This is a genomic window from Acinetobacter sp. ESL0695, assembly GCF_029392135.1.
Classification (GTDB): Bacteria; Pseudomonadota; Gammaproteobacteria; order Pseudomonadales; family Moraxellaceae; genus Acinetobacter; species Acinetobacter pollinis.
Map to the genome: position 1 here is coordinate 2,339,475 of NZ_CP113932.1, position 17,647 is coordinate 2,357,121.

The 17,647-nt window shown below is 34.3% G+C and carries 16 protein-coding genes; 2 read left to right on the plus strand and 14 right to left on the minus strand.

Annotated features, from left to right (window positions below):
* Positions 1-13: 13 nt before the first annotated feature.
* Genes OZX61_RS11255 through OZX61_RS11300 form a run of 10 tightly spaced genes read right to left on the minus strand, consistent with a single transcriptional unit; the run spans position 14 to position 10,833 of the window.
* Complete coding sequence (locus OZX61_RS11255; protein ID WP_277094829.1) at positions 14-850, minus strand: glycosyltransferase family 2 protein; 837 nt, start codon at positions 848-850, stop codon at positions 14-16.
* The gene (locus tag OZX61_RS11260) at positions 847-2,139 is read right to left on the minus strand and encodes an oligosaccharide flippase family protein (RefSeq protein ID WP_277094830.1); all 1,293 of its coding nucleotides are present in this window, start codon (positions 2,137-2,139) and stop codon (positions 847-849) included. Before OZX61_RS11260 ends, OZX61_RS11255 begins: the two co-directional genes overlap by 4 nt.
* The gene (rfbC, locus tag OZX61_RS11265) at positions 2,136-2,702 is read right to left on the minus strand and encodes a dTDP-4-dehydrorhamnose 3,5-epimerase (protein WP_277094831.1); all 567 of its coding nucleotides are present in this window, start codon (positions 2,700-2,702) and stop codon (positions 2,136-2,138) included. The genes OZX61_RS11260 and rfbC overlap by 4 nt, the downstream gene beginning before the upstream one ends.
* Before the next feature lie 33 nt (positions 2,703-2,735).
* On the minus strand, positions 2,736-3,629 hold the full coding sequence (rfbA, locus tag OZX61_RS11270; RefSeq protein WP_277094832.1) for a glucose-1-phosphate thymidylyltransferase RfbA: 894 nt from the start codon (positions 3,627-3,629) through the stop codon (positions 2,736-2,738).
* Positions 3,626-4,531: a dTDP-4-dehydrorhamnose reductase gene (rfbD, locus tag OZX61_RS11275; RefSeq protein WP_277094833.1), complete on the minus strand. Its 906-nt coding sequence runs from the start codon at positions 4,529-4,531 to the stop codon at positions 3,626-3,628. Before rfbD ends, rfbA begins: the two co-directional genes overlap by 4 nt.
* Before the next feature lie 21 nt (positions 4,532-4,552).
* Positions 4,553-5,620 carry a dTDP-glucose 4,6-dehydratase gene (gene rfbB, locus OZX61_RS11280; protein WP_277094834.1) on the minus strand — a complete coding sequence of 356 codons (1,068 nt, stop codon included), beginning with the start codon at positions 5,618-5,620 and terminating at the stop codon, positions 4,553-4,555.
* A gap of 19 nt (positions 5,621-5,639) precedes the next feature.
* Entirely contained in the window at positions 5,640-7,082 is a 1,443-nt protein-coding gene (locus tag OZX61_RS11285; protein WP_277094835.1) for a capsule assembly Wzi family protein, read from the minus strand.
* A 30-nt stretch (positions 7,083-7,112) separates the two neighbouring features.
* On the minus strand, positions 7,113-9,296 hold the full coding sequence (locus OZX61_RS11290) for a polysaccharide biosynthesis tyrosine autokinase (protein ID WP_277094836.1): 2,184 nt from the start codon (positions 9,294-9,296) through the stop codon (positions 7,113-7,115).
* A gap of 10 nt (positions 9,297-9,306) precedes the next feature.
* The gene (locus OZX61_RS11295) at positions 9,307-9,741 is read right to left on the minus strand and encodes a low molecular weight protein-tyrosine-phosphatase (RefSeq protein WP_196337686.1); all 435 of its coding nucleotides are present in this window, start codon (positions 9,739-9,741) and stop codon (positions 9,307-9,309) included.
* 3 nt (positions 9,742-9,744) lie between these two features.
* Positions 9,745-10,833, minus strand: coding sequence for a polysaccharide biosynthesis/export family protein (locus OZX61_RS11300; protein WP_277095662.1), 1,089 nt, complete (start codon positions 10,831-10,833; stop codon positions 9,745-9,747).
* 346 nt (positions 10,834-11,179) lie between these two features.
* On the opposite strand from OZX61_RS11300, the gene OZX61_RS12935 reads away from it, so the two are divergent.
* Entirely contained in the window at positions 11,180-11,752 is a 573-nt protein-coding gene (locus tag OZX61_RS12935) for a CHAP domain-containing protein (protein ID WP_196337687.1), read from the plus strand.
* Here OZX61_RS12935 and OZX61_RS11310 read toward each other — a convergent pair whose 3' ends face one another.
* From OZX61_RS11310 to OZX61_RS11320, 3 genes are all read right to left on the minus strand, one after another.
* Positions 11,753-12,445, minus strand: a complete 693-nt coding sequence (locus OZX61_RS11310) for an aspartate/glutamate racemase family protein (protein WP_277094837.1) — start codon at positions 12,443-12,445, stop codon at positions 11,753-11,755. It lies immediately after the preceding gene.
* A gap of 65 nt (positions 12,446-12,510) precedes the next feature.
* Complete coding sequence (locus OZX61_RS11315) at positions 12,511-13,731, minus strand: bifunctional succinylornithine transaminase/acetylornithine transaminase (RefSeq protein WP_196337689.1); 1,221 nt, start codon at positions 13,729-13,731, stop codon at positions 12,511-12,513.
* Positions 13,732-13,872: 141 nt separating this feature from the next.
* The gene (locus OZX61_RS11320; protein WP_195772442.1) at positions 13,873-15,144 is read right to left on the minus strand and encodes a Glu/Leu/Phe/Val dehydrogenase; all 1,272 of its coding nucleotides are present in this window, start codon (positions 15,142-15,144) and stop codon (positions 13,873-13,875) included.
* Positions 15,145-15,674: 530 nt separating this feature from the next.
* Between OZX61_RS11320 and OZX61_RS11325 the strand changes: the two genes are divergently transcribed.
* A complete protein-coding gene (locus OZX61_RS11325) occupies positions 15,675-17,342 on the plus strand; it encodes a thiamine pyrophosphate-binding protein (RefSeq protein ID WP_277094838.1) in 1,668 nt (555 codons plus the stop codon).
* Positions 17,343-17,389: 47 nt separating this feature from the next.
* Here OZX61_RS11325 and OZX61_RS11330 read toward each other — a convergent pair whose 3' ends face one another.
* Positions 17,390-17,632, minus strand: coding sequence for a hypothetical protein (locus OZX61_RS11330; protein WP_195772444.1), 243 nt, complete (start codon positions 17,630-17,632; stop codon positions 17,390-17,392).
* Between the last annotated feature and the right edge of the window lie 15 nt (positions 17,633-17,647).

Below are 17,647 nucleotides of genomic sequence, written 5' to 3' on the forward strand. Positions count from 1 at the left end.
CAACCAATTAAATTTATTTAATAAGGAATTTATCAGCTATTTTTTTATATTTAGAAAAAATAGCTGAATTAGAATCAATTTCGTTTACATCATTCATTAAACGTAATTTAGCTAAAGTTGTTGCTTTATATACACCCATTAAAATAGAAAGATAAAGACCATAAAACCCATCTTTAAATCCTTTATTTCTAAAATATCGAAGAAAAAATTCTTTAATAAATTCTTTAATAATATCTACATTAGTAATTTTTTTATAATTATTTCTATAAAGTTGTTTAGCTTCAATAGTTGTATATCGGTTTAGTTTCTCTATAAAATGATTAATATCAGTATAGTTAAAATGTATAATTGAAAATTCTACTTTATCAATTATATATATACGAGCATTTTCAGAAATATGGACAAAATTATGAACTTCTGAGCCATAACTCATTACATGCTTTCTAAAAAACCTCATTTGTTTATCTTGTAATGCTCCCCACCCTGTATGTTTTATTTCCTTACCAAACATGAAATTTCGTCTTGGTATCCAAATTGCATCATGTTCATTGCCTTTAGCCAAAGAGATTAGATACTCTGATAAGTTTTTAGGGATAATTTCATCTGCATCTAATACAATAATCCACTCATTACTTGCCTTATCTAAAGCAAAAGCACGTGCTGGATCTGCATAACCTACTCGTTCAAAATAAAATATTTTGTCTGTATATTTCTTTGCTATCTCAATAGTTCTGTCATCACTATACATATCAACTATAATGATCTCATCTACCCAAGAGACTAGTGATTTCAAACAATCTTCAATATTATTTTCTTCATTAAGTGTATTAATTAATGCAGAAATTTTCATCTAATTACTCCATTTACTATTTTATATATAGCTTTCTTCCAATATATAAAAGGGTTATTTTTTGACTTATTTAAAACAATAAACATAGATAAACAAATAATTAGCTCTACAAATATATTTGCTAAAACTGCACCTGTATTAGAAAAATAGTAAACCAATAACATAAAAAATATTACATTTACTATAGATGAGTACATGATAATTTTGCTAAAGGTTCTCTCCAAACCTGCTGGTATCATAATTAAATTAGCAAATATTATTGATAACATGACTAATATTGGTAAGGGAGAAAAAATCTTTAATAAATATCCTGCCTGCTTATACTCACTACCAAAAAATAAATTAACAAAATACTCTGATGTAAAGTATGTAATTAAACTACCTATAGAAAAAATAGATAATAAAAAATAGATAATTACCATTGAATCATTGAGTGCACTTTCTTTTGACTTAGAGAAGTTTCTTACTTGTTGAGGAAATAGTGCAGTACTTATTGGAGAACACAGACTAATCGCTGCTCTAATCATTTTTTCAGCTATATAGTAATTTGCGACTAAAGTAGGTGAAAGTAATAACCCTAAAAAAAATGTATTACAACTTAGATACAGGTTTCCAAAAATATTGGGAATAAATATAATCCAACTATCTTTTACTTGTGATAGTAGTATATCTTTTGATGGCATCTTTTTAAGTGCAGGCTTTAATATATTAATAAGGGATGGAATTAATATTAATCCCGCTATTAGTCCTCCAGCACATTGAAAAAATATAGCCCAATATATATCTGACTCAGATTTCACAAAAAATAGAAGTAAGAAAAAAACTAATATTCTAGAAAAAACTTGGATAAAACTTACAAATCTTAACTTTTCCAACCCTTGAAATAGCCATTGTGGATATATGAGATTACCTATTACTAATGTATATCCTAATATATATATTAGAAAATTTTGATGTATTCTTTCAAATAAAAAATAAGATAAAATTAAAATTATTAATCCTATTAATGTTAGAAGAGTTTTTACTATAGTTACTGAAACCCATATCTCAAAGATTTTATCTATATTATCTTTATAAATTGCAATATCTCTAGATGCACTTAAATTAAAGCCGAAATCAGTTAGAACTACTAAAATTTGAGCTATTGCAATTGAAAAGACAATGTTACCTAAATTTTCTGGACCTAAAACTTTTGCTAAATAAGGTACTGCCAACAATGGTAAAACTAGATTGACTACCTGTACTACTATTAAAGAGAGTGCATTCTCAGTACTTTTATTTAATTTCATACAGTAAAATATGCCGCATCATTAAATGAACATGCTAATAGATCTTTGTCTATAATTTTTAATTTCATATTACTTATAGGCCATTCAATATTTATATCTTTATCGTTCCAAACAATTGAACGCTCACACTTTTTAGAATAATAATTGGTTGTTTTATATAAAAACTGTGTATTATCTTCTAAAGCAATAAAACCATGTGCAAATCCGGCAGGAATCCAGAACTGTTTATGGTTTTCACCAGTCAACTCTATACCTACCCACTGTCCGAAAGTTGCAGAATCTTTACGAATATCTACAGCAACATCCCATGCACGACCCTGTACTACTCTCACAAGCTTACCCTGTGCATGTGGGTCAAGTTGATAATGTAAACCTCTAAGCACACCTTTTTGTGAATAAGAGTGATTATCTTGAACAAATTTTGGAACATCCAAGCCACGATCAGTGAGTGCTTTTTCAAACACCTGCTGATTAAAACTTTCCATAAACCAACCGCGATCATCTCCAAAAACACGAGGTTCTAATATTAATAAACCTTTAATTTTTGTTTCAACAATATTCATAATTTGTACTCTTTATAGGCTTAAATATTATATTTATTTAGATTCTTGATGAAGTTTTAATAAATATTGTCCATAACCTGTTTTCTTAAAGAATTCGCCTCGTGCTAATAGTTGTTCTCGGCTAATCCAACCATTATTAAAAGAAATTTCTTCAAGACTTGCGACTTTTAAGCCCTGCCTATGTTCAATAGTTTGTACAAACTGACTTGCATCTAGTAAAGAGTCGTGTGTTCCTGTATCTAGCCATGCAAAACCACGTCCTAATACTTCAACATTTAAGTTTTCTTGTTGAAGATAGACATTATTTACATCTGTGATTTCAAGTTCGCCACGATGGGATGGTTTTATATTTTTTGCAATCTCTACCACAGCATTGTCATAGAAATATAATCCTGTAACTGCATAGTTAGATTTTGGCTGTTCAGGTTTTTCTTCGATGCTAAGCGCTTTACCTGAATCATCAAAATCAACAACGCCAAATCTTTCCGGATCATTCACATAGTAACCAAAAACTGTTGCACCTTTTTCTTGTTGAGCAGCTCGTTTTAATTGTTCACTAAAATGCTGTCCATAGAAAATATTGTCGCCTAAAATAAGGCATACATTATCGTCACCAATAAACTCTTCACCTAATATAAAAGCTTGCGCCAAACCATCTGGAGAAGGTTGAACTTTGTAAGACAGTTCTATACCTAGCTCTTTACCGGTACCGAATAGCTTTTCAAAGTTTGGTAAATCTTCAGGTGTTGAAATAATAAGGATTTCCTTAATACCTGCAAGCATTAATACAGATAAAGGATAGTAAATCATTGGCTTATCATAAATAGGTAAGAGTTGCTTTGAGGTGCCCATAGTAATTGGATACAGCCGTGTACCTGAGCCACCTGCCAATATAATGCCTTTACGATTCTTCTGTTGAGTCGTCATATGATTTCTCCAAGCGCATGCGCTACGCCTTGTTGCCAATTTGGCAAGTAAATTTTAAAATTTGTTCTAATTTTTTCAGTATTTAGCCTTGAGTTCAAAGGCCGTTGTGCAGGAGTTGGGTAATCACTTGTTGCTACTTTATGTACTTGTTTTACTTTAAGTTCAAGCCCTTTCTCTCTTGCTATAGAAAAAATAAAGTTTGCATAGTCAAACCAAGATATCTCTCCTTGAGGCGCTAAATGATAGTGCCCATGCAGTGAGTCTTGCTTATCTGTATTTGCAAAATAATAGCGTATTGCATGTGCGGTCACATCTGCAATTAAACTTGCACTTGTAGGCGCACCAATTTGGTCATGAATAATACTGAGCTCATCTTTACTTTGTGCAAGTTTAAGCATAGTTTTAATAAAGTTATGACCATGCGTGCCATACACCCAACTGGTGCGAAAGTTTAAAAACTTTGCTTTAGAGCTTTCAAGTGCAACTTCTCCCGCTCTTTTGGTTACACCATAAACATTATTGGGTGAAGTTGTATCAGTTTCTAACCATGCTTTCTTGCCAGTTCCCGCAAAGACATAGTCTGTAGAATAATGAATGAGCAATGCATCATATTGACATGCAAGATCTGCTAAAACCTGAACAGATTGGTGGTTAATTAAATCTGCATTTTCCTGTTCAGTTTCAGCTTTATCCACCGCAGTGTATGCCGTTGCATTTACAACGACATCGGGTTTTATTTGATCAAATATTTTTTGAAGTTCTTGATGATTGGTAATATCACCAGTTAAATTCAAAGTAGGACATGTATTTCTATCTAATGCGTAAACTTCACCAAGTGGCTGTAAAGCACGTTGCAGCTCCCATCCCACTTGACCATTTTTTCCTAGAAGTAAAATTTTCATAATTAGACTCAATTTAGCCAGTTATTCATCATATTGAGTTTTTACCCAATTTTGATATTCGCCACTTTGAACTCGTTGAACCCAATCGGTATTGTTTAAATACCATTGCACTGTTTTCTTTAAGCCAGTTTCAAAGCTTTCTACAGGCGTCCAGCCTAAATCTTTTTCAATCTTACTTGCATCAATAGCATAACGTAAATCGTGACCAGGTCTATCTTTCACATAAGTAATTAAGTCTAGATAGTTATTCACACCTTCTGGTTTATTTGGTGCAAGCTCTTCAAGTAACTGACAAATTGATTTTACAACATCGATATTCTTTTGTTCGTTATGTCCACCAATATTATAGGTTTCGCCTACTTCTGCTTCGGTAACTACTTTATAAAGCGCACGTGCATGGTCTTCTACATACAGCCAATCACGAATTTGCTCACCATTACCATAGATTGGTAAAGGTTTACCTGCGAGAGCATTTAAAATAATAAGTGGTATGAGTTTCTCAGGGAAATGATAAGGGCCATAGTTGTTTGAGCAGTTGGTAATCACCACAGGTAAGCCATATGTTCGATGCCAAGCACGCACTAAGTGATCTGAGCTTGCTTTACTTGCAGAATAAGGTGAACTTGGTGAGTACGGTGTTGTTTCTAAAAATAAATCTTCTGTACCTTCTAAGTCTCCATACACTTCATCTGTAGAGATATGATGAAATCTAAAAGCATTTTTCTTTGTAGACTCCAATTGACTCCAATAATGACGTGCTGCTTCTAGTAGTTGGTAGGTTCCAATAATATTTGTTTCTATAAAGTCTTTTGAACCTGTAATTGAACGATCTACATGAGACTCTGCCGCCAAATGCATCACTAAATCTGGTTGAAAATCTTTAAATAATTGATCTAAACTAACACGATCACAAATATCAGTTTGTGAAAACCGATAACGCTCATTATTTTCAATGTCTCGTAACGACTCTAAATTACCTGCATACGTTAATTTATCTACGTTTAATACATTATTTTTTGTTTCATTAATCAGATAACGTACTACAGCAGAACCAATAAACCCTGCACCGCCTGTTACTAAGATATTCATTTAACACCAGTTTTTTTATTTAGAAGTTTAAAGGGAGTTTTATACTAAGAGATGCACCGCTGTCATTTTTTAAGTAATCTGAGTCACCTAACCATGCACCCACTTGCACATGAATGTCTGATTTAACTTGAGTTTCCCAACCCAGTTCAATCGCTTTCATTTTATCATTTGTTGGAAATGCTTTATTAATTTCTAGATTAGACTGATTTAGCTTCGCATATAACAAACGACCTGTAATACGGTTGGTCGCGTTTAATTGAATATTTCCACCTAAAGAGTACATTTGACCATCACCACCCATACCATGGCCGATTGGGTAACCGTATTGATAGTATCCGTCTGTATATTGATGGTGGTTGTATGTATACCCTTCTACCTTACCACTGGTACGAGTATCTGCCCACTCGGCATATAATTGATATGGTAATTCACCATAATTTGATGAGAAATCGATACCTGCTAAATAAAGATTTCTTGAAGGTAATTTACCAGATTCATCTTCCCCAATCATTTGTCCATATAATCCTACAGGTATATTGAACAATGGCTGTAAACTTAATCGTGCGTCAAATCCACCTAATTGGTTAGATGCATTATCATTATTTACCCAACTATTGTTTTCATACGCATTGTCTCGGCCAATAAATGCATTCCAGTAGGCATCAAAATCGCTTGGTTGACCTCTGCCACCAATTTGAAATGTTCTAGATGCTCCTAGCTCTAAAGACTGGAAAGGTTGTATTGTCAATCGCATACCTATTAAATTTGCTTTAGGAACAGCAGTATAACGCTGCAATTGACCTGCAAAAATTTGATATTGCCAAGGTCCTATCCAAGAAAGCCATTTTGTTTCAAAAGCTTTTTGCTCTGCTCTTTGCATTAAGAAACCAGGAACAGGTCGAGTTGCATCGCCTCGAATAAGGCTACCGTCATGACCAGGCCCCCAAAATGTAGGGACTGAGCCAAAACTAATCCATTGATTCCAAATCTTTCCAGCTAAATAAGAACCTTCTACATTCACATTATTGCCGTTATCAATGCGTTGTCGGTCTTCTGCATTAACTTGTAAATGAGCATCCCAATTCTCTGTACTTTTTTGCAATGTAAAACTTGCACGATTTTGTGATGCATTATCATTACCAAAGGTTGCAGGTAATTTATTACGATCGGTCGATGCTTTTAATTCAACTTGACTCAGGGTATTACCCTCATCAATTTTTCTTTGAATTGAATCGAGTACTTTACGTTGTGCTGTATTTTCAGGTTTGGCATGCTGTAAAGCATCCTGAATCGCTGCTGTACTCAAAGGCCAAGTCGATGTCGTGACCTGAATAACACCTTGTTGGTTTAACCAATTCAAATCAGATTTTAAACTTGCATCATTCATTAAAAATGCTTGAGCAAATGTCGTAGAAGACACCATAGTGAGTAAAGGTATCATCCATTTTTTTTGTAATTTCATTCTTTTTACCTCAAGCAAGTTCTTTGTATTTTATTCTTTTGCCTTATAGTCATAGCTATAGTTATAGCCATATCCACCACTACGTTGAATGTCATTTAAAATAACGCCGTGAATTTGACTATCCGCATTTAAGAAACGATTTAGTGTTAACTCTAATTCTTTTTTATCAGTTTTCGCAAATCGAACTACAACCAAGTTCACATCACTAAATTGTGAAACGATGGTCGCATCTGTCACTGCAAGAACAGGAGGTGTATCAATAATGATATGGTCATACTGTGTTTTTAGCTCATCGAGCATACGCTCAAATAGGCCTGTATTTAAAATTTCAGAAGGATGTGATGGATTTTTACCACGTCCTATAAACTGTAAATTCTCTAACTCGGTATTTTTTAATACAGTCTGAGTGTTTGCCTTCTCTGTAAGAACTTCTGCTAAGCCTTGTTCATTTTCATGACTAAAGTATTTATGTAAGTAACCACGACGCATATCTCCATCTATAAGAAGAATTCGGCTGCCACTTTGCGCTAAAATAACAGCTAAGTTTGCAGAAATAAATGATTTACCTACAGCAGGCGATGCGCCTGAAATCATAATCACTTTATTTGCTGTTTTAGCAAGTGCAAAATGAATCGCTGTACGTAAGCTTCTTAGACTTTCAACTGCAATATCGTCACTGTCTTTAAGTGCAAGAACAGGGACATTTTTCTTTTTCTTAAGTATTTTATCTTTAAGTAGTTGCTGCGGAGAACGAGGTACAGTCGCATAAACAGGAATATCAAATTCACTCTCAATCTCGGAAGTATCTTTTATACCTGAACGCATCAGATTACGTACTAAAGAAATAATAACACCCAAAAATAATCCGATAATTACTGAAAGTAATAAAGTAATTAAAGAACGAGGTTTTATCGACTTTACAGGTTCTACAGCAGTGTCAATAATACGTACATTTCCAATTTCACCCGCTTTAGCGACACTCATGGTTTGATATGTATTTAAAAGATTGGTATACAACTCATTCTTAACCTCAACCTCTCGATACAACTGTAAATATTGACGCTGGGTTTCGGGTAATTTTCTTAGACTACTATTCAATTCAGAAATTTTATTATCAATTGCAGTTAATTGTGCATTCACTTGCTGCAGCATTGGGTGCTGTGCTGTATATTTTGTTGCAAACTCTGCTTGCTTTTCTTTAAGCACGATTTTTTGAGTTTCTAAATCTACACTTTGCTTTAAAAATAGCTGTGCTTCTTGATTAATATCAACGGTATTATTTTTCTCTCGAAAACGGTTAAAAGTTTTCTCTGCATCATCTAAGTCTGTACGTAACTCAGGTAATTGCTTATTTAGAAAAGATAAAGTTTGTGCTTTTTGTGCAGAGCTACTTTCAATATTTTGTTGTTTATAATTAATCAAAACATTATTTAATGCATGTGTAATTAGCTCTTTGTCTGTCCCTTGATAAGTCAGACCAATAATATTGGTTTGTTTTCCTTGTTCTTGTGCAGAAAAACCACTTAAAAAGTTAGTAGTTGCTGTTGTAATTGCATTTTTGGTTAAAAGATAATTATTTCTTAGCTGACTATTACCATCAATTTCTATTTGCCATTCCTCTCCAGAAGGAGATCTTAATGTTTCTAACTTATTTAGTTGGCCTTTCAGTAATACACTATTACTCTCCGTATCAGTTAAAGTATATGCACCGTTACTAAAAGTCAGTAAAAGTTTAGCATCTAAAAATTGCTGAGGTACTTGTAATTTTTTAACTATAAAATTTTGACCACCATCTTTAACCTCTACACCTTGCTCTGAATAACTTTTGTTAAAGTGTAGTGGACTAAATACTTTCTTAAGAAAAGAATCGTGTTCTGGTTGAATAGAAATATCTAAATTTAATTGCTTAATTGTTGCGCCAAGTACAAGACGTGACTTTAATATTTCTACTTCACCGTCTGCAACCTGATTACCTGTTGCACCAATAATACCTGAAAGATCTTTACCTAATAATGCAGATGAAGAACCACTTTTGTCTTCCACTTGTACCATTGCATCTACAGCATAGACTTTTGGGGTCACTCTTAAATATAAAACTGCGCATAATAAACTAACTAATATGCAGATACTAATAAGTTTCCATTGGGCAATCAGGGAAAAAAATAATTCTTTTAAATCAATTGTATCTTCTGTTTTTACTGTTGAATAGCTCATAGTGTCTGCATCAATTTGTTAATTTTTTCTTCCAATCTGCTACACAAGCAGCAATTAAATCGGCTGTTTCATCAAAAACATATTGTTCATGTCTGAATGGATCAGCGACATTTTTATCTTGCCAATGACCAAGACGAAATGTTTTACCTTTTGCTACAGGCCAAGTTTGTTCAACATGTCGTTGTTGTCGCGAACTCATCACAAGAATGATATCAGCATCAGACACCAATGCTTGATTAAGTTGTCTTGCAGTATGGGGTTCTAAATTAACATCAAACCTTTGGGCTGTTTGTTTAGCTTTATCATCAGCAGGATGATCGACTAAAGCAGAAATACCTGCAGAGGATATGTTCAGATCAGGACACTCTTTTTTTAAAAAATATTCAGCCATTGGGCTTCGGCAAATATTTCCGATGCAAACGACCAATACGTTCTTTATAAGCATTTTTTAGTCCTTACCTAATTGCTGAAGCGTATATAATGTGCTTGAGAATGGAATAATTTGATTCACAACACGTTGCCAACGTGTCAAACCTGTTGCATCAATATATACAATATCGTTACGTTGCATTGCAAACTGAGTTGCCAAGCCAAAATCACCAATATTTGAAAGATTTAAGTGATAAATCGCTGTACTACGTTGCTTAGGGTCCGTTCTTACTACATAAACTTTGCTCGAATTTGCAGAGCCGGGATCTAAGCCTAAACCTTCGCCAATTACATCAGCCAAGCTCATGCCTTGGTCTCGCATAGACAATGCTTGGTTCTTCCCAGACTCACCCATCAAGTATATTTTATTGTCTGCTTTAGCATTCACATACACTGTATCATTTGGCTGAATAAGTAGTTGATTTAGCGAAAATCCAGCTTTTTCTAAGGCAAGTGTGTTCAGGTTATAGGTTTGACCATTTCTAACCAGTGAAATAGATGTACTATCCCCTGTCGTTGTTACGCCACCTGCCATACCAAGTGCAGCATATAAACTTACAGGTTGATCACTTAAATAGTATTGACCACCTTTTGTTACATTACCTTGCACTGAATAACGTTTTCCTTGGTAAGAAACAACTCGAACCAACACATCTGGATTTTTTAAATAACGACTAAATAGATGCTTAACATCTTTATTAATTTGTGAAAGTGTTTTACCTTCTGCTTTATATTGTCCGATTAAAGGCAGTTGAATATAACCTTCCTGATCAACTGGATAACCATAAGCTTGTGCTGTTTGATCACTACTAATTGTTGTAGAAGGAGGCGCTATTTCAGGATAATTCCATAACTGAATAGACAGAATATCGCCAGGATACATTCTATAGATATGTTGCTGAGTATCAAAAAGTACTCTGTACTGTGCAAGATTATTAATATTTGACTGTATTCCTAGAGGAATTGTATTTTGATTTAAAGGAATTACATTTACTGTTGTACCCAAATCAGTTTTGTACATTCCTTCTGCTGGAACATTATATGTTTGTAAACCAGAAACAACTGTACAACCAGTAATACTTGTACAAAAGAAACCTATCAGAAATATTTTAGAGTAATTCACTTTTATCACTTGTCAGCAACTGTAATAAATTTTATTTGCCTTATCATAATCGATTTTTTGTATAATCCAAGCATTGCAACATAATTTATTTTCTTTGATTAAAATACGAACAAAAAATAAGCCGTAAAGTCTTATTTCTCGCCCTGCTTTTTTATAAAATATAATATTAAATGGTAACTTACAACATTTTTAAATCATGGACGTTCGATAAAAAAAATCTGCTTTTTTTATACATTAAAAAATATATTTTTAAGGTTTCCTACTTATTCTTTAAAATGATTGAAATCACGCTTAAATAAAACAATATATACAACAACTTTTAGGATAGTTTATGATTCATAGTGCATACACTTTTGATATAAGTAATATTGAATCACCAATCACACATAATTTATTTATAAGTACTCCGAGTATTCCAATGCTCTCTCAAAAAAATATATCCTCTACTTCATTTCACAAGCGATTAAAAACTTTCTTTTATTTTTCAGAAGAGTCAAAAGATTCAACACAAATAACTTACCATAACGTCCTTTCCAATATTAATATCAGCAAATTTACACAAGCGTTAGAAAATATTTCTGCGACTGTAAGCCAGTTTCAATGTGCCAAAAGTATTCGAATTGCCTTACAAACGGCGGGAGCGAAAATATTACAACATCCTATTGCCGCATCCGACTGGGGGCAAACGTTAGAAAGTTTAGGTTATAAAAAAATACAACCTGCTTTTGACCAGCCTCTAGAAGGTGACATTTATATTATAAAAAGAACAAAACGTCATAGCTATGGGCATATTGCAGGTTATACAGGAACAGAATGGGTGTCTGACTACAAACAACCTACATATGAGGTCTACCACGACAGTGGGGTAAAATATCAATACTATCGCTTAGACAGCTCATCTTAATCAATCTAGCATAAACTGAATAATCTGATTTACATGTGCTTTAGTCGTGTCAAAAAGTGGAATATTTAAAATATTTTCATCGGGAAGAAGCATTCCTATTTCTGTACACCCTAAAACAACACCCTGTATTCCTTCATTTTTTAATTTACGAATAATTTCTATGAATTGAAGTCTAGAAGACTCATGAATCTGCCCACAGCATAACTCTTCATAGATAACTTTATGCACAAATTTTCGATCTTCGACGTGAGGAATGGTAACCTTAATATCATGACTTTGTAATTGATCTTTATAAAAATTTTGCTCCATCGTAAACAGTGTGCCAAGCAAAGCAATATGTCGAATATTTTTCTGTAAAACTGCTTGAGCGGTTGCATCTGCAATGTGTAAGAAAGGTACATTCAGCTCATCTATAATTTCTGGAGCACAAATATGCATGGTATTCGTGCACAATGCGATACCATCTACACCTGCATTCTGTAGCTTAATAGCTTCTCTTGTTAAAAAATCACTTGCCTCTTTCCATTTTCCTTGTTGTTGTAATATCTCAATTTGTGCAAAATTAATACTATTTAAAATAATTTGAGCAGAATTCAAACTGCCAAGTTCACGTTGTATACCGCGATTAATTTGTTGATAGTATAGATCGGTAGACTCCCAACTCATGCCACCTAAAAGACCAATCGTTTTCATTATTATTTCCTTTAAATACAGCAGATATCAGAGAAAATATTTTGATATCTGCTGTAACGTAATACTTAAGAGGCATTTAGAAATTGCTGTACTGCCTTCGCAAAACGGATTAAACCTTCTTCTACTTCTTCTTCAGAAATAACCAATGCAGGTGCAAATCGAATGACATTTGGGCCTGCAACCAATACAAGTAAACCAAACTCACTCGCGATATTCATTAATCGGCCTGCTTGACCAGTAAATTCAGATTTTAACACTGCACCAAGCAGTAAGCCTTGACCACGAATTTCCTCAAAGATTGAAGTCGATTTATTTATTTCTTCAAGACCACGAACAAACTGTTTATGACGATTTTTGACACCTTGCAAAACAGTATCTGTGTTTACAAACTCAAATACAGCATTTGCAACAGCACTTGCCAGTGGGTTCCCACCATATGTTGTTCCATGATCACCCACTGAATACATATTCGCAAAATGATCTGTCGTCAGCATGGCACCAATTGGAAAGCCACCTCCTAATGCTTTTGCAGAAGTTAGAATATCTGGAGTTACACCTGTATTCATATAAGCATATAAACTACCTGTACGCCCTACACCTGTTTGCACCTCATCAAAAATAAGTACGGCGCCTTTTTCTGTACAGTACTCACGTAGACCTTGTAAAAACTCGAGACTTGCAGGTACAACACCACCCTCACCTTGTATCGGCTCAACAATGACAGCACACGTATTTTCTGTAATCGCAGATTTTGCAGCAGCCAAATCATTATATTCAATATGCTCTATACCTTTTGGTAACGGTGCAAAATCTTGAGAATACTTTGGTTGTCCACCTGCTGTTACTGTAAAAAGTGTTCTTCCATGAAATGAATTTTTAAAAGAGACAATCTGATTTTTATGCTCACCACCTATTTTTAAGCCAACCTTTCTTGCAAGCTTTAAAGCTGCTTCATTCGCTTCTGCACCCGAATTACAGAAAAAAACTTTATCTGCAAATGTATTGTCGACTAAATTTTTTGCTAAACGTAATACAGGCTCATTGGTATAAATATTACTCACGTGCCATAACTTCTTGGCTTGTTCTGTCAGTGCATCTACAGCAACAGGATGAGCATGACCTAAGCTATTTACAGCAATTCCACCAGCAAAATCAATATACTCTTTACCTTGTTGATCCCACACACGAGAACCCTCTCCTCGGACTGGAATAAACGCAGCAGGAGAGAATACGGGAACCATCCAATCATCAAAATTTTGACGAGTTATTTGATCTTGCGATTGCATTTTATGCCTCTATTGTATAAATGACTTTCTATATTAGTTTTATCATAAACAAAACGACTGAAAAAAATTATTTTATTTTTCATTCATCAAAAAAAATGCTTGGGATTTACCCAAGCATTTTAAAAATCTATTTAAATGAGATTAGCCTGGGAATATTCCACGTTCTTTTCGGGCTTTTAAAATACGTTCACATGCTAAAATATAAGCTGCCGTACGTAAACTACATGACTTTTCTTCAGAAGTATTCCAAACATCTTCAATTGCTTGAATCATTAACTTGTCCAAACGCTCGTTAATTTCATCTTCACTCCAGAAGTAGCTGGCCATATCTTGTACCCATTCGAAATAACTGACCGTTACACCGCCAGCATTACAAATAACATCAGGTACAACAGTAACACCACGACTTAACAATACATCATCAGCAGTTGGATATGTCGGGCCATTCGCACCTTCAAGCACCATTTTTGCAGATAATCTTTCAGCACGTTCTACTGTAATTTGTCCCTCTAAAGCAGCAGGAATGAAAATATCCATTTCTACATCCCAAAAGGCTTCATTCTCTATTTTCTGACTATTTTCAAAGCCTGCAACACCCTGATGCTCTTCTACATAGTTTTGTAGCGCTTTTACATCGAGTCCATCGGCATTAAAAATTGTTCCAGTATGATCTTGTACAGCAACAACTTTTGCACCTGCTTGACTAAACAAGTAAGCGGCCTCATTACCTACATTACCAAAGCCTTGTACTGCTACCTTGCTATTTTCAATAGATAAACCAATTTTTTTCGCAGCTTGTAAGCCAGTTACAAACACACCACGACCTGTTGCACGTACACGCCCTAGCGAGCCACCAAGATGCACAGGTTTACCTGTTACAACACCTGTTACAGTATGCCCATGCTGAGTCGAATATGTATCCATCATCCAACCCATAATATTTGGGTTTGTGCCCACATCTGGTGCAGGGATATCTTGCTGTGGACCAATAACAGGGCTAATTTCAGTCGTGAAACGGCGTGTTAAACGCTCTAACTCACGTGCCGATAGTTTTCTAGGATCAACACGTACACCGCCTTTTGCCCCACCAAAAGGTAAGTTTAATACAGCAGTTTTAATGGTCATCCATGCAGATAAAGCCATGACTTCATTTAGATCTACACTTGGATGGTAGCGTATACCACCTTTACCTGGACCACGTGACAGATTATGCTGCACACGATAGCCTTCAAAGTGTTGAATCGATCCGTCATCCATAACAATCGGTACATCAACAATTAATGCGCGCTTTGGTCTTTTCAATGTATCTATATAATTTTTGAGATCACCTAGATATGGCGCAACACGATCAATCTGCGCTAAATAAGTTTGCCAAGCATCTGTATTTTCATTTACATAAGAAAGGTTTGACATGTGTTCCTTGACCTTTTCGCTATTTCGAGCAGCTCATCACACATAAATTTTATATTGGATAAATATATTATTTATTGCAATTTACTGGGCTCATTTCTATTCAGAACTTTTTGGTTCTATATAAATAAAAGAAGTTAAATAATAAACTTATTATTTAACTTCTTTCGCTATCATATACCTGCCAATACAAAAATCAATCAATAAGAACTGATTCAAATATCAGAAATAACGATTAAAAATAATCGTTATTTATTTGTAAATAAAGCAAAATTTATACCAACCTTAGAGAGGTGAAACCATAAAAATACAATAATTTTTAGTGTTCAAAAAAGTTAAAGTTAATTATTTATGAGAAAGATATTTATAAAAATATAATCTCATTATTTATGTCTACCCATTTCTTTCGTACAAAAAAATATAAAAAGATTGCTTTTATATTACACAAGATATTTGTCTATTTTTTAAACTAAAGAATAAATACCCGCACACTAATAAAAATTAATCAAAAACAAGTCACACAAGGAATAAAAATGTATATAGCTATTGGGGATTTCCTAAACCAACGTTTAAAGCAAGCAGGTATTACTTACGTTTTTGGTGTACCTGGCGACTTTAACCTTTCTTACTTAGAACAAATAGAAGCAGATAGAGGGCTGCAATTCATTGGCACATGTAACGAGCTTAATGGAGCATATGCAGCAGATGGATATGCTCGAATTAAACAGCTTTCTGTTTTGGTCACCACCTATGGGGTTGGAGATTTAAGTGCAATTAATGGCATTGCGGGTGCTTTTGCAGAGCATGTTCCCATTGTGCATATTTCTGGCATTCCACCTTTACATGCTGTCAAGCATGGTGCTCCGCTTCACCATACACTTTTAGATGGGAACTATGATCATATTATGAATTGTATGCGACCATTTACTGTAGCACAGACAAGATTAACCCCAGAAAATATTGTCGATGAATTAGATCGTGTACTCAGTGCATGTCTACGATATAAACAACCTGTTCATATCCAACTACCATCCGACATTACTCATATTCGTATTAAACAACCGACTCAACCCTTCCAATACCAACATTACCAAACAGATAAAGACTACTTAAAACGGGTATCTCAAAAAATTCAATCCAAACTTCAAGAAGCCAAAAATCCAGTTTTATTAATAGACCATCTGGCTGATAAATTTGGTTTTGCATCGGCAATTCAACATATTTCCGAAAAACAGAAAATTCCTTTAGCCATCTTAGGTACGGCTAAAAATATTATTTCTGAATCGGCCTCTTACTACCTTGGAACATATAGTGGCATCGCATCTTTACCTAATGTCAAAGCCGCTGTAGAAACATCTGACTGTCTTATTTGCTTCGGAACTCAATTTGCAGACATCAATACTGGTTTTTTTCACTATCAATTGCCTGAAAACAGAATCACCATTCAACCCTATAGTGTTTCAATTGATGATGAGAATTTTGAAGGGATCGAAATATTAGGGCTTATTCATGAAACATTTCATATAGAAAATGACAGTCAACCTATACATCAAAGCCAGACATTGACGATTAAAAAGAATAACCCTAAAGATGCTCTAAGTCATAAAACACTTTGGCCATCAATTGCAAATTTTTTAAAACCAAACGATATTATTTTAGGGGAAGCAGGCTGTTCAAGTTCTGGCTTAAATAGTATTCCTTTACCTTTTGAAGCGAAATATATTTCTCAACCGATTTGGAGCTCAATTGGCTATACATTGCCTGCTTTATTAGGCACTTTACTTGCCAGTCCACAAGCAAGACATCTTCTATTTATTGGTGATGGTTCCTTACAATTAACTGTACAAGAGATTTCTACAATTATTCGCCATCAGCTCAAACCTATTATTTTTATTTTAAATAATGGTGGCTACACAGTAGAACGTAAAATATTAGGTCAACAAGCAAAATACAATGATATCCAAAACTGGCGTTACACCGAACTTGCTCATGTTTTCTACGGTGAAGCAAGAACGTTCCACGTGGAAACATTACAAGATTTGCAAGACACACTTAGTTATTTAGAAAATGATACTTCACAACTGACATTGATTGAAATAAAACTTCCAAAATTAGATGCACCCGAAAGCTTAAATAAATTTGGTGCAGTGGTTGCAAATTACGATTATGGAACATACGCAATGTCAAAATTTAAACACTAATTACATAGTAAAACAGGCAGATTATCTGCCTGTTTTATTTATTATTCCTAGTTCTTGTCGTGCTTCATCTCAGACATATTATGGTCATGTTGCATTGACATATGATCCATATTCATAGGCTCACTTGCAGACTGGCCATCGCCTGACCATGTTTTGGCGTATTCATTTACATTGCGTGTATCATGTTGCATTGATAAAAATAAAAAGCCTAAAAACAACACTCCACATACTGTCGCAATAATTACACCGAGCCAGCCTTTCTTACCTGAACTTTTTACATTTGTTGTCATTTCAATATCCTTTCC

Coding starts and splice junctions, on each gene's coding strand:
- OZX61_RS11255 (WP_277094829.1), bottom strand. CDS start 850: ATGAAAATTTCTGCATTAATTAATACACTTAATGAAGAAAATAATATT.
- OZX61_RS11260 (WP_277094830.1), bottom strand. CDS start 2,139: ATGAAATTAAATAAAAGTACTGAGAATGCACTCTCTTTAATAGTAGTA.
- rfbC (WP_277094831.1), bottom strand. CDS start 2,702: ATGAATATTGTTGAAACAAAAATTAAAGGTTTATTAATATTAGAACCT.
- rfbA (WP_277094832.1), bottom strand. CDS start 3,629: ATGACGACTCAACAGAAGAATCGTAAAGGCATTATATTGGCAGGTGGC.
- rfbD (WP_277094833.1), bottom strand. CDS start 4,531: ATGAAAATTTTACTTCTAGGAAAAAATGGTCAAGTGGGATGGGAGCTG.
- rfbB (WP_277094834.1), bottom strand. CDS start 5,620: ATGAATATCTTAGTAACAGGCGGTGCAGGGTTTATTGGTTCTGCTGTA.
- OZX61_RS11285 (WP_277094835.1), bottom strand. CDS start 7,082: ATGAAATTACAAAAAAAATGGATGATACCTTTACTCACTATGGTGTCT.
- OZX61_RS11290 (WP_277094836.1), bottom strand. CDS start 9,296: ATGAGCTATTCAACAGTAAAAACAGAAGATACAATTGATTTAAAAGAA.
- OZX61_RS11295 (WP_196337686.1), bottom strand. CDS start 9,741: ATGCTTATAAAGAACGTATTGGTCGTTTGCATCGGAAATATTTGCCGA.
- OZX61_RS12935 (WP_196337687.1), top strand. CDS start 11,180: ATGATTCATAGTGCATACACTTTTGATATAAGTAATATTGAATCACCA.
- OZX61_RS11310 (WP_277094837.1), bottom strand. CDS start 12,445: ATGAAAACGATTGGTCTTTTAGGTGGCATGAGTTGGGAGTCTACCGAT.
- OZX61_RS11315 (WP_196337689.1), bottom strand. CDS start 13,731: ATGCAATCGCAAGATCAAATAACTCGTCAAAATTTTGATGATTGGATG.
- OZX61_RS11320 (WP_195772442.1), bottom strand. CDS start 15,144: ATGTCAAACCTTTCTTATGTAAATGAAAATACAGATGCTTGGCAAACT.
- OZX61_RS11325 (WP_277094838.1), top strand. CDS start 15,675: ATGTATATAGCTATTGGGGATTTCCTAAACCAACGTTTAAAGCAAGCA.
- OZX61_RS11330 (WP_195772444.1), bottom strand. CDS start 17,632: ATGACAACAAATGTAAAAAGTTCAGGTAAGAAAGGCTGGCTCGGTGTA.